Source organism: Nitrospira sp. BLG_1 (assembly GCF_047338595.1).
GTDB lineage: Bacteria > Nitrospirota > Nitrospiria > Nitrospirales > Nitrospiraceae > Nitrospira_D.
The window spans coordinates 1-12,539 of the sequence record NZ_JBLFBO010000015.1 but is presented as its reverse complement, the minus strand read 5'-3'; the positions used below and the strand labels follow the sequence as shown (position 1 = coordinate 12,539).

Sequence of the window (12,539 nt, the reverse complement as noted above, 5' to 3'; positions counted from 1 at the left end):
TCATCGCTCGGGTTTTAGGGGAAGCCACACTTCCACGATGGCTCCGTTGCCGGGCGGGCTGGTGATCACCAGTTGCCCGCCATGCCGTTCGACAATGTCGTGCGTGATGGTGAGTCCAAGCCCAACACCCTTGGCTTTCCCGCTGGTGAAGAACGGTTCAAAAATCCGTTTGAGATTGTCCGGGTCAATCCCTTTTCCCGTATCGGAGAAAGCAAGAAGCACACCAGGACCTCGCCGAGGTTCCATCCGTATCGCGATTGTAAGCTCTCCACCGTTCGGCATGGCGTCGATCGCATTCATCGTGATGTTGAGGCAGACCTGTTGAAGGTGTGCACGAGAGGCTTCCACCAACGGGATATCCGGAGTCATCACCTTCCGCACATGGACGTTCTGTTTGGTTAAATTTGGTTTGAGCAAGGTCATGGTGTCGTCGATGAGCGAGGGAAGATCGCAGGGGTGCAGATCGAACGGACGTGGTCGGAGTTGGCTTAAGTGGGACTCCAACAGCTCGTCGATGCGAGTGGCTTCCCGCGCGATGAGCCGGCAGCGATCTCTGGCCGTCTGCGGCAAGTGTTCCTGATCGGCTAAATGCGTGGCGAGGCTACCGAGCCCAATCAACGGATTGCGGACCTCGTGCAAAATACCACCGGTCAATTGTCCCACCAGTTTGATTTGCTCCGCATGTCGTAAGGCTTCCAGCATCTGCTCTCGTTCGGTCAAGTCCGTGAGGATGGCCATGTAGTACTGTGTTGTGCCGTCACGATCTTTCACCGGACTCACGCTTTCCCAGACAAGGAATTCCGAACCATCCTTCCGTCGATTCACAAACCGATCGACAAAAGCGTGGCCTGCTCGCAGTGCCTGCCAGAGTCGGTCGTAAAATGCTTGGTCATGTTTTCCGGACTTTAAGATGGACGGACGTTGTCCCAGTGCTTCCAGGCTCGTCCAGCCGGTCATGCGTTCGAGTGCGGGGTTCCACTCCAAAATGCAGCCGTCTGTGTCGGTCAACATGATCCCGTCTTGGGCTGCCGTGAATAACCGATGATAGAGGTCCCGTTGCGTATCGGCTCGCCGCCGTCGCTCCAGCACCGTCGCCACGGTGTTGGCGACGGTACAGAGGAACTCGAGTTCCGTGACGGTGTAGTCGCGAACCGATTTGGAATGGGCGGTCATGGCGCCATAGACGCGGTCCTCGACCAACATCGGGACGCACATGCCTGCAATGCCGCCATGCTCGGTTAATAACTTGGAAGGAGTGAATCGTGTTTCCTGACGCAAGTCTCTGACGACGACGGGGAGTCGTTCACGAATGGCGTAGCCGGCCTGCGAATGGGTGCCGCCTTCAATGGTCAACTTCCCGATCAACTCAGGGGCAAGACCGATTCCCGCGACGACGGCGAGATGGTCGTCTGATTCCCGTTGAACGAGAATCTTACAGAGCTCGACCTGGAGTGCCTCAGCCGTATGGGTGACGGCTTCATTCATCAACTCCTGTGCCGGTGCATCGCTGACCGCCAGCGTCCCGATACGGGCGAGTACCGACTGAAATCGGGCAATCTGTGAGGCCTCCTGAACCAACTCCGTATGTTGGGTGACGTCCTGCAGAACCAACAGCACGCCGGTCTCCCCATGGTAGGGGACCACGTGATATCGGCATTCGTAGACGAGTGCCTGGCCTTGGCGATCCAGGAGACGATAGGTTTTGCTGCCTCGCGCTCCCAGAGTGTCCTTGTTCCAGGCCATTGCATCGGCAAAGAGTTGCGATCGGAGCGTCAGGTCCTGAGCGGGAGAGTCAGTAGGCTTCGAAGTCGGTGTTTCGACCAGTTCCGCAAATTGTGAATTTTCAAATATGAGAATTCCCTTGGCGATGAAGCAAAGCCCACCCTCGAGGCAATCGCTGACCCAGGCCAACACCTCCGCCGCCGCGACTTCCGGTTTGGCACGGACGGCATCTTTGGATTGAGCTGCAGGGGTCGTACGGCGTTTCACGCAGAGCCTCTGTTGTGTGAATACGTCACGTCGGGAACGGATAGTATACCGAGGTGACGGAGACACCGTCGAGAGAGCTCCAAGAGGGAACGCGGGAGTGCTGCTTGATGGCCAGTTCAGTGGGCAGAGTGCTCTGCTCGACATGCTCAAGCCATGGTAAAGGCCTCAAGGCTCGTGATACACAGAGATATGTCCCGGCGAACTCTTGAAACGCTTTCCTTCGACAATAGCTATGCCCGGCTTCCTCAGGCCTTTTACGCCCGATTGAATCCCACTCCGTTCAGCGCGCCTCCCTGTTTGATCCATGCCAATCGGTCTGCCGCTGAGTTGATCGATCTTGATCCTGCGCAATTCACCAGGCCGGAGTTCGCGGAGGTTTTCGGTGGGCATGCGCTCGCATCAGGTATGGAGCCGCTCGCGATGCTGTATTCCGGTCATCAATTCGGGGTGTATGTCCCGCAACTCGGCGATGGACGCGCAATCCTTCTCGGAGAGGCGAAAAACGAACAGGGCCAGCGGTGGGATCTTCATCTCAAGGGAGCGGGGATGACACCGTTCTCCCGGGATGGAGACGGACGGGCGGTGCTGCGTTCGACGATCCGTGAGTATCTCTGTTGCGCGGCGATGCAAGGACTCGGAATTCCCACCACGCAGGCGCTCTGTCTCGTCGGGAGCGACGACAAGGTGTACCGTGAGCAGGTGGAAACCGGGGCGATGCTGGTCCGTATGGCGCCGTCTCACGTGCGTTTCGGAATGTTCGAAGTGTTCTACTACCGAAAGCAGTACGAGCACCTGAAAACGTTAGCCGACTATGTGGTCGACCAACACTTTCCCCATCTCAGCGATGTCGACGGAAAGTACTCGCGGTTCTTCAACGAAGTCGTTGAGCGCACTGCACGGTTGATCGCGCAATGGCAAGCGGTCGGTTGGGCCCATGGAGTGATGAACACCGACAATATGTCGATTCTCGGTCTGACGATGGATTATGGTCCCTATGGGTTTATGGATGACTACGATGCAGGATTTATCTGCAACCACTCCGATCACAACGGCCGCTATGCTTTCGATCAACAGCCCTACATCGGACTCTGGAATCTGAGTTGCTTGGCTCAGGCGCTGTTGCCGTTGGTCGAGAAGGAAGCGCTCAAAGCGGGCCTTGGGACCTACCAATCTCTGTTTGATCAGGAATACCAGAAGCGCATGAGGGCCAAATTCGGGTTGCTGGATGTGCAAGCAGAGGACGATCAACTCATTCGAGACTTCCTCGGGCTACTTCAAGGCAGCCATGCGGACTACACGATCGTGTTTCGAGAGTTGGGCGCGTTTTCTTCGCAGAATGGCGCGGTGAATGAGAAGTTGCGGGAGCACTTTCTCAACCGCGAGCGGTTTGACGACTGGGCCCTGCGTTATCGTGATCGGTTGCGGGGTGAAGACGGTCGCGACGACGAACGGCGTGATCGAATGAATCGTGTGAATCCCAAGTACGTCCTGAGGAATTATCTCGCGCAGATCGCTATTGAAAAAGCTCAGAACAAGGACTTCTCAGAAATCGAACGTCTTTTTACCGCACTCCAGACCCCCTTCGCCGAGCAGCCGGGCATGGAGTCTTACGCGTTGCCGCCGCCGAACTGGGGCAAGCATCTGGCCGTCAGTTGCTCATCCTGAATCAGCTTGAGAAACAACCGAGGGGAGGGATGGCGCAAAGTCCTCCGAGGATGCGGAAAACCCTCATTGAATTCCTCAAGCAAGCACGGACTCCGATGTGTGAGACGGCATTCAGTGGCAATACAGGACGCTCAAAGGGATCCCTTGAGAGAAGCGGCTGAGCAAGCGTCGATAAGGAGCTCGGGGTAGACTTTTCGAGGTCAGCCTTCGTTGCTGGGATTACTACGGCCAGGGCAGAGTTCGAACCCGAGGCGTGATTTTCTCCTGCCACCCTCTCTCAATCCCGCCACCCCAAACGGGTCCGTCTCGAAATTGTGAATGACTTTGAGGTCTGAGCGTGGGCCTGTGGTGGGGAGGCCGCCTGCCTGCGCGACAGAAGGCCATAGCAACTTGTAGCCTGCGAGCATGGCACCGGCGAGGGAGGATTTCATAAATGTCCGGCGTGTCAAAGACCAGGAAGTTTTGCGAATCATTGATCACTCCAATGCTGGTGACTTGTTATCTGTCTTAAGCCCAGTTCGCTTCTACCAAGTGTCCGCGTCATTGGTCACGCTCCCTACTTAGGAAACCATGGGCTCACACAATCAACTCCAGCGCCCGTGTATGCCAGGATAGGACGGCTTTACGGATATTGATTTTGTCCGCAATTTTCGCATGGTCTGAACGGATGATATGAGCGGCGAAATCGGCCATGAACCGGCTTTTGAGCGTGGCACGTGCACGATCGACACCGACTTCTTGGTAGGGCGCGACAGACAATAGAAGAAAACCGTCATCGGGGATGCGGTCGTCTCGCATGTTAGCGGCGATGATGCCACCGGCCTTACTGAGAGGGTCAGCAAGTTCGGGGCTGTAGGGGCCGATAATCAACGCCAGGTTCGGCATGTGGAGCCAGTGGAACCCGCGCCCGATGCCGATCATCCATTCGTGATGGACGATCTCCAGGGTACGGTCGCTTTTCCGGACTTCCTCGATATGGGCGAGGTTGCCCTGTACGAGAGGCAAGAGATCCTCCTGCATCTCTTCGGGCATGTCAGGATACAGTCTCGACAGTGAGGCAGGTAAGGAGGCAAGGTCTTGCGCGGAAACGGTCGAGAGGTTCAAAACATCGCGATGATTACTTCCGTGAAGAACGAGCGCATCCTCGTCGGTTTCGAACCCGCAGACCAGAGGGTACACCGTGCTGTGTGCCGAGCCGAAGACCTCCTCCACCTGCCGTTTGGTCCGCAGCGCGTGGTCCCGGGCGGCATCGGTGTTATATCCCCAGCCGGCGCAGCCACGATGTTGGTCGCCCTTTGAGTAGTGGTAATTGATCAGTACCAGCGTACGTCGGCCGTGTCGAACCATGTGCTGGATCTGTTCCGTCATCACCTCACCGAAATGCGGCCACCCCATGTCAAAGCGTCCGCCGATGTTACGGATCGGCTGGATGATCCCGGACGGGGTGTTGGTGGCCACGGAAAGATTGAGGCGCCCATCCATGCATTTGAGCGCAATGATCGCAGTGTCGTGTTTCGCACTATAACGTTCACGCGCGAGAAAGGATTCCGGGCTTTGGTAGACCTGAGCATACCGACGGGCATGTTCCATCAGCCAGTCAATCCGTTGCTGTATGGGGAGGTTGCGAATCGCGATGCTGTCCGGACCTGGTTGAGACAAGGACGAATTACTCATCAGGGTGCGTCTCCGAGGCTGAGAGAACTGAGAGATTGGAGGTTGCCTCCAATTTGTTTCCTGTTCCTGACCGACTCGAGGGAGCAAAATAGATACCTCATCAAGGTCCTCCCTACAGTCTCTACGGTTTTGCCTGATCCAGCGGTGAGCGAGGTGTGCGAAAACAGAAAGGAGAAATATCATACAGAGCGATGCAGGACCTGGTAATCGAAAGGTAGAACTGGATAGCGTTTTTTAGCGAGACGGTCTTGTGTGTGCGAAATCACACTGAGCGGTGTATGCGAATATAGGCGTGCGCTGCTGGAGAAGGAGTCGTTGCTCCATTGAGGTGAGAGAGCTGGTGAGATCTTAAGTCTATCGGACCGATGGTCGACGCCTGTGTATTCAGCAAACAGTGACTCGCTAGGTTTTTGTGTCCAGTTCACATGCCCCATGAGCCTTTCCACTGTCACCGCCGAGACGCTGCTGAGGTGAGCCTGTCCACGGCTTTCTCATGACCGGCTCAACGGCTGAACCCGTCGCGACTTCACGTTAACATTTCAAGTACGCATCGGCCACGCGAGGCCCCACGTGTCTGTCGCACCTGACATCCTCTCGGTTTCGTTCCGAACGGTCATGACTCATGCGGCCTAGTTATTTGTTGGAGTCGTCAGCCGCAGACGTCGGGGTGAAGCCATACATCTGCCGTCGATCCATGCCAATGGTCGAGTGGAAAGCCCTGTCTCGGCTCAAGCATCACGAAAACTCGCATTTGGATGCCCCGCCAGGAAGCGCGGGGTTCTTTACTCGTGAAGAGCTGCTGTTTCACTCTGTTAACTGTCTGTTGTAGAGTGTCACGCTCGGGTGCTATGCGAGTGTCAGAGTGATGTTCCGCACCTCCTAAGAAGCGAATGGCCAAGAAACAGAGCGACTCCAAAATCGCCGTGGCAGGCGCCCTGACCCTCGTGCTGGCGCTAGCGGGAGCCATGCTGGTCAAGGAACCACTGCGCAGTTCACGTCCGGTCGGCACGGGACTGGACATGAAGGCCACGATTGAAGAGCAAGTGGTACGCGCACGTTTGTGGGAAGATCCTGTCGCAGCCGTACAACGGGGCCTGCGGGAAATCAAGTCGAACCGACCCGTCGCGACTCCGGTCCCGCCGCTTACGCAACGACTTCGATCCCTTCGGCAGGCTATTACTGAACGTGTCAAGGAGGGCCAGCATGTCACGGTCCTTCTGGTGACGACCAGTGGAGGTCCATATGTGGAAAGCACTGAGTCGCGGATCCGAGATCGGTATGCGGTCGGAACAGCCCTTGGAGTGTCCTGTTATGTGCCGGAACAGGAGGGGCAGCTCTCGTTTGTGGAATGGGATACCCTGAGCCCTCTGCCGGCACTGCCGTATGAGTGGTACCGGCTCAGACGAACCAGACTGTGTGACGAGGAATCGCCACGCTCCCATAGTGTGCTGGTCGTCTGGTTTCCGGATGAAGCGCTCAGCCGCGGGTTTTTTGCCGGTCTGACATCCTTCTCTCAGGCGCTTGTCTGTCGAGAAGCCGAGAAAAGGAGCGAGTGTCTCCTCACCGACGATCGGCGCAAGCTCGTTCGCTTGAATTCACAGCTCCAGCGGGCGGTCACATTTAAAATTCTCGGCCCTCGTAGCTCCTCAGCATTTCGAGCGCTCTTGGCCGAGGCGGGAGAATCCTACGGCGAGCCGCATGGGGAAATCGGCGTTTGGCCGAATGCGGACGGGTGGATCGATCTGTATTCCCCGTGGAATAGCGCGATGAAAGGGCTCCTCGCCTACGGACTCACGTCGACCGGCGGAAAAGGGGTCGCCTGCGACTCCTACACGTCTTGCGAGCAAGAGTTCGCCCGGCGGCTGACGGGCGCAAATATTCGGTTGGCATACGAGATCGGTTCTGATGACCGTTTGTTCGAATCATTGGTGGAGGAATTGGAGCGCCGGCAGGTTCGCCTCGGGTGGGATGCGGTGATCCTGATCGGGGAATGGGATTCGTTCTACGGACGGACGCTCCCGATCGAGTTTCGAGCCGCTGCGTGCAAGAAAATCGCAACCTTTCCCGAGCGGGACTTGGAGGCGATCGAGGTTCCGGTGACGATCAAGGAGTGGTGCTCCGATATTCCGCATGCCGTCGATCTTCAGATTCGGCGGCAAGCCGACTATGAATCGTTGCGCCTGAACGTTCAGCGGTACAGCTACCTGAGCGGGCTGGATGGTGAGGTGCCGGGGGAAGACAAAACCAAAGTCGTACGGACCGATAGCGCGAAGGACAGCCCGCGTGAGCGTCCGGAGGGGACCAGTCAGGTGGACTATGTGCGGGCGTTGGTCAATCGAATCCAGGATGAGGGTGAAGGAGCTCGAGCCATCGGGATCTTCGGCACCGATCCGTATGATTCGCTCCTGATCATCAAAGCCCTTCGCCCTGCGTTTCCGCATGCCATTTTCTTTACCGTTGGTCTCGATGCCCGACATCTCCATTCGAGCGAGTACAAATGGACCCGCAACATGGTCATCACTTCGCCGTTTGGGTTGCAGTTGGACGGCGGGTTGCAGCGCGATGTCCCGCCCTTCCGGAGCAGTTATCAAACGTCGACCTATTTCGCGACATTGCAGGCGGTCGGTCATGTCGGCTGTCGCCGTGAACCGTCTGATGGGATGAGCGGCCCCTGCGGGACGACATACCATGCCGCACTGACGCCGGAAGATCGTGTGTACGATGCCGGACTGCATCCCAGATTGTTTGAGGTGGGGCGGAGCGGTGCGGTCGACTTGAGCCTCGTCACCAAAGAAGGACTCCGTACGATTCATCCGTTGCGATCCGATCTGGATTATACGGAAGAATATGGTCAGCTACGACAAGGCGTCGGATTCGACAATACCGCTGTGGCGGCGGGAGCCGTGGTGGGGTTTGCGCTCTTCGTCGTGGTGGCCTGGAGTAACCAACGCCTCTGGTCTGCCATTGTGCGCCATCCGCGTCTGCTGAGTATCACGGCGGTCGTGCTCGTCGCGCTGTTTGCAGTCTTTATCGTGGCCGGAGGCGCCGACGCGCTGCTGGCCGGGCACGACGAAGGAGAGCCGTTTTCGTGGACGGCCGGTGTCAGTATCTGGCCGAGTGAGTTATTGCGATTCCTGGTTGTCGTGCTGTCCGTGCTCTTGTTTATCAAGGGTGCTCGCGACCTCAAGAAGAATAGCGAACAGATCGACGAAAAGTTTCAGTTCGAGGACACGTCGAGGTGTCAGCGGCTTTCACCCAAAACCTTTTGGACGAATCTCCGGCGGGCCTATCACCCCCTCGCCACGGGTGCTTCCATGAAAGTCGACCAGGCGTGGAGGCAGTATCGTGAAGCGAGTCAGCTGAGCCAGGGAATGGCCCGGATGCTCCTCTTGTTCATCCTGTACATGGGGGCGATGTGGGCCATCGGGCATTTCGTATTGGACGAAGAATATATTCATCCCTGCCGCGGATACCTGAGTTGCCAAGTCGACTCAATCATGACGCTTGCCAGCGTCGCCATCGTCGTACTGCTGAACCTGGCGGTCTTCGATGCCGTGATGTTGTGTCGGCGATGGATCGGGTGGGTGGTGAGCTCAACGGGAGGATGGTCCCTGCACGTACAGGAAGAGTATCTCCGCAACTACGGATTGGGAGAAGCGCAGAAGACCGAGTTCGAGAAGTTGAAGTATCTTGCCGTGATCGACCTCATCGCGCAACGGACGGAAGTGGTCAACCGGCTGATCCGTTATCCGTTTATCACGCTCTTGATCATGATCGCCGCGCGCAATGAATATTTCGACATCTGGAATTATCCGCTCTTGCTGTTGCTGTCTTGGTCGGTCAATGTTCTGATTGCGCTGCTGGGAGCTTTTCTCTTGTATCAATCAGCGAGTCAGGCGAAAGCGGCCATGCTGGCCGGGCTCAATCGGCAAATTGTTCAGACTCTCGGGATCGGGAAGGATCACGATATTCGTGTGAAGCAGATTCAGTATGTGATCAGTGAAGTGGAAGACAATGAGCAGGGTGCTTTTGTACCGCTCTATCAACAGCCGGTTGTCGAATCGTCGCTGTATGGGCTGGTGGCGTTACTGCAATATCTGTATCTCAGTTAGTAGGATGGTATGCGAGTACTCTCGTTCGGTGGATTAAAGGTCAGACTCACGGGTGGTTCAGATGGAATGGGTGGAGGTGATGGTCCTGTCGTCATCTTGCTTCATGGATTTGGGGCACCGGGAGACGATCTGGTTCCACTCGCTGATGTCATTCAAGCCCCCAGTGGGACCCGCTGGCTCTTTCCGGAAGCTCCCCTCTCGCTCACTATGGGGTTCGGTGATTCGCGCGCCTGGTGGATCATCGACTTTGCGCGTATCCAAGCTGATCGAGAGGCAGGTCGTATTCGTGATCTGTCCGTGGAGGTTCCACAGGGACTGGCGCTCGCGCGTGAACGACTACTCACATTTCTTAAGGAGCTTCCCCGACAGTTTTCCGTCGACTACAAGAACACGGTCATCGGTGGATTTTCACAAGGGGCGATGCTCACCTGTGATGCTGTGCTCCACACGGACTATCTATTCGCGGGGTTGGTACAGCTGTCAGGCAATCTGCTGGCCAAGGACGTCTGGAGTCCGCTGATGCCGAATCGCCGAGGCCTACCGGTTTTTCAAAGCCACGGCGTGCAAGACGACATTCTCCCCACTGTTGGAGCCGAACGTCTGCGAGATGCCCTGCATCGAGCTGGTCTTGCCGTAGAGTGGCACAGCTTCCGCGGCGGGCACGAAATTCCAGGAGAAGTGTTGCGGCAACTGGGGTCCTTTATCACGAAGCGGTTGGGATAAGACTATGACGTCGTTCGAACTCATTGGCGCGGACGGCAAACGGATCAAAGGCGATCGAATCGATGGAGCCGTTCGGCAGATGCTCTTTATCACCGGGTTTCTCTCCAAACGTTGGGGCAACAAAAGCAAATCGTTGGCGCAATGGTGCCAGGAGAAGGGATGGGGGTTCTGTTGTTACGACGTGCGTGGCTTTGGCGATTCCGAAGGGCAGTTTACCGACTATACGTTCTCCGATTGGATCGCCGATGCGCGCGTTGTCTTGGATTCCATCAAGACTGGTCCGCCGGTCACGATCGTCGGAAATTCGCTCGGCGGCTGGATCGGCTGGCTCGTCGCGCAGGAATTCGAGATTGTCGACGAGCTCATCTTGATCGCACCGGCGTTTAACATGATGGGCGAGCGCGCCAAAACCATCTCGAGGGAACGGCTCCATGACTGGCACACTGCGGGATGGATGCTGTGGGACGAGGACCCGGTGCATCGAGAATGGCCGTTGTCCTGGAAATGGGTCGAAGAAAGCGAACAGTATTGGACGAAGACACTTGAAGTCGTTCGCCATGTGAAGACCACGATTCTCCATGGTCAGGACGATCAAGTCATTGCTCCGGACGGGAGTCGGCGGTTCGCCAACGAACTCGTACGACGACATCCCGGTTTTCCACTCGACCTGCGCCTGATTCCTGGTGATCATCGGCTCAGCGGCCCAGACCATCTCGATCTGTTCCGGAGACTGGTGACGAAGCAAGAGTGACGTTGATCTGAATCCACCAGAGAACCCGGTGGTTGAATACCACAGGAACCTACAGATCCCGTATCGACATCATCGATGTAGCAGCCTCCTGCCATGCATTATTCATGGCGATTCGTGGCGAAATCGCTTGGGATAGTTTCAAGGTCCAAGTCTCAGGCTCCAAGTTTCCGGACAACCTGAAACATGAAACTTCAAACTTGAAACCGGTGATCACCTCAGGAATTGGATCTTGCGGGAGGTACGTAAGTGGACTAGAATTCATTTCTGGCTATGACACCAAAAGCGACGAAGAAGAAGCGTTGGGTCAGAGCGCGCCCGCGTGCAGCGGTCCACCAACCAGGCGATCGACAAGGAAATGCGGTCGACCCAGCACGAGACGATTTTTTTGCCGAAGCCTTCCGCCTCAGTCCCCATCCGATCGGTATTACCGAACTTGACACCGGGATTTGCCTGGAAATCAACGACGCCTGCCTCAATACATTCGGGTTTCGTCGTGAGGAAGTCATCGGGCAGACGACTTTGACGTTGGGGATTTGGCCGGATGCGCAAGATCGGGCCAGACTCGTCGATCGTCTTCGATCGCAAGGGGCCGTCACCAATCTCGAAGTGTCGATGCGGACCAGGCATGGCGCACTGCGACAGTTTCTGATCTCTGCAAACTTAATGACGCTCAGAGGGAAGCTCTGCCTGTTGACGATCGGCAATGACATTACCGATCGGAAGAAGGCCGAGGAGGCCTTGCATCGGACTTCTGAGGAGTTGGAACAACGTGTTCGGGAACGAACGGCGGATCTCAAGCGAACCAATGCGGCGATGCGAGAGAGTGATGAGCGGTTTCGTTTGTTCGTCGAGCATGCGCCGGCCGCCATCGCAATGTTTGATCGAGACATGCGGTATCTGGCGGCCAGCCGACGATGGATTGAAGACTACCGCTTGACGGACAAGATTCTCGGTCGATCGCACTATGATGTCTTCCCGCACTGTCCTTCGCGGTGGAGGGATGTCCATCAGCGAGGGTTGACAGGGGAGGTGCTCAGTGCCGATGAAGACCAGTTCTCTCGGAGCGATGGCTCCAGCCAATGGATCACGTGGGATGTTCGCCCGTGGTATCGCGGTGATCAAGTGGGTGGGATTATCATTGCCACGGAAGATGTGACGGCGCGGGTCAAAGCCAAGAAAGCGCTCCATGAACGGGAGGAACGGTCCGATCAGGTCGTTCGATTAGCCAACTTTGGGATCATTGATCAGGACCATCGCACGGGGAATGTCTATTGGTCTCCGGTCATGCGGGAAATCTACGGTGTCGGACCCCATGTCCCTGCTTCGGTTGATGGGTTCATTCGGCTGATCCATCCGGAAGACCGCGCCAGAGTGGTTGCGACGATTGCGCGGGCTTCCGATCCCGTGGGCGATGATCTCTATTCGATCGAACACCGTCTGGTGCTGCCGAACGGCCAGATGCGGTGGATCAGCTTTCGAGCCTGGACCTTGTTCGATCTGGACGGTCCGGATCGTCGTCCGGCTAGGACACTCGGCGCGATGATCGACATTACGAAACGCAAACAGGCCGAGGAGGCGCTGAAAATCAGCGAGCGCCGGTTCGCTTCTTTTATGGATCACTTGCA

The 12,539-nt window shown here is 56.6% G+C and carries 8 protein-coding genes; 5 read left to right on the top strand and 3 right to left on the bottom strand.

Features of this window, described 5'->3' with window-relative positions; all coding sequences use genetic code 11:
* Positions 1-1,989 (bottom strand): PAS domain S-box protein, encoded by a 1,989-nt coding sequence (locus tag ACMTNU_RS12735; protein WP_413935634.1) that lies wholly within the window; start codon positions 1,987-1,989, stop codon positions 1-3.
* A gap of 189 nt (positions 1,990-2,178) precedes the next feature.
* Between ACMTNU_RS12735 and ACMTNU_RS12730 the strand changes: the two genes are divergently transcribed.
* Positions 2,179-3,654 (top strand): protein adenylyltransferase SelO, encoded by a 1,476-nt coding sequence (locus ACMTNU_RS12730; protein ID WP_413935633.1) that lies wholly within the window; start codon positions 2,179-2,181, stop codon positions 3,652-3,654.
* A gap of 200 nt (positions 3,655-3,854) precedes the next feature.
* On the opposite strand, the gene ACMTNU_RS12725 is transcribed toward ACMTNU_RS12730, so the two are convergent.
* Positions 3,855-4,127 (bottom strand): hypothetical protein, encoded by a 273-nt coding sequence (locus ACMTNU_RS12725; RefSeq protein ID WP_413935632.1) that lies wholly within the window; start codon positions 4,125-4,127, stop codon positions 3,855-3,857.
* A gap of 103 nt (positions 4,128-4,230) precedes the next feature.
* Positions 4,231-5,328 carry a hypothetical protein gene (locus ACMTNU_RS12720; RefSeq protein ID WP_413935631.1) on the bottom strand — a complete coding sequence of 366 codons (1,098 nt, stop codon included), beginning with the start codon at positions 5,326-5,328 and terminating at the stop codon, positions 4,231-4,233.
* Between the two features lie 890 nt (positions 5,329-6,218).
* Between ACMTNU_RS12720 and ACMTNU_RS12715 the strand changes: the two genes are divergently transcribed.
* The 4 genes from ACMTNU_RS12715 to ACMTNU_RS12700 all read left to right on the top strand — a co-directional run.
* The gene (locus ACMTNU_RS12715) at positions 6,219-9,440 is read left to right on the top strand and encodes a hypothetical protein (protein ID WP_413935630.1); all 3,222 of its coding nucleotides are present in this window, start codon (positions 6,219-6,221) and stop codon (positions 9,438-9,440) included.
* Positions 9,441-9,449: 9 nt separating this feature from the next.
* Complete coding sequence (locus tag ACMTNU_RS12710) at positions 9,450-10,163, top strand: alpha/beta hydrolase (protein ID WP_413935629.1); 714 nt, start codon at positions 9,450-9,452, stop codon at positions 10,161-10,163.
* A 4-nt stretch (positions 10,164-10,167) separates the two neighbouring features.
* Positions 10,168-10,914: an alpha/beta hydrolase gene (locus tag ACMTNU_RS12705; protein WP_413935628.1), complete on the top strand. Its 747-nt coding sequence runs from the start codon at positions 10,168-10,170 to the stop codon at positions 10,912-10,914.
* A 270-nt stretch (positions 10,915-11,184) separates the two neighbouring features.
* On the top strand, positions 11,185-12,539 hold a 1,355-nt coding region (locus tag ACMTNU_RS12700), incomplete at its 3' end, for a PAS domain-containing protein (RefSeq protein WP_413935626.1).

What these genes read in the sequence shown, in the direction of transcription:
- ACMTNU_RS12730 (WP_413935633.1), top strand. Translation starts at nt 2,179, where the DNA reads ATGTCCCGGCGAACTCTTGAAACGCTTTCCTTCGACAATAGCTATGCC.
- ACMTNU_RS12725 (WP_413935632.1), bottom strand. Translation starts at nt 4,127, where the DNA reads ATGATTCGCAAAACTTCCTGGTCTTTGACACGCCGGACATTTATGAAA.
- ACMTNU_RS12720 (WP_413935631.1), bottom strand. Translation starts at nt 5,328, where the DNA reads ATGAGTAATTCGTCCTTGTCTCAACCAGGTCCGGACAGCATCGCGATT.
- ACMTNU_RS12715 (WP_413935630.1), top strand. Translation starts at nt 6,219, where the DNA reads ATGGCCAAGAAACAGAGCGACTCCAAAATCGCCGTGGCAGGCGCCCTG.
- ACMTNU_RS12710 (WP_413935629.1), top strand. Translation starts at nt 9,450, where the DNA reads ATGCGAGTACTCTCGTTCGGTGGATTAAAGGTCAGACTCACGGGTGGT.
- ACMTNU_RS12705 (WP_413935628.1), top strand. Translation starts at nt 10,168, where the DNA reads ATGACGTCGTTCGAACTCATTGGCGCGGACGGCAAACGGATCAAAGGC.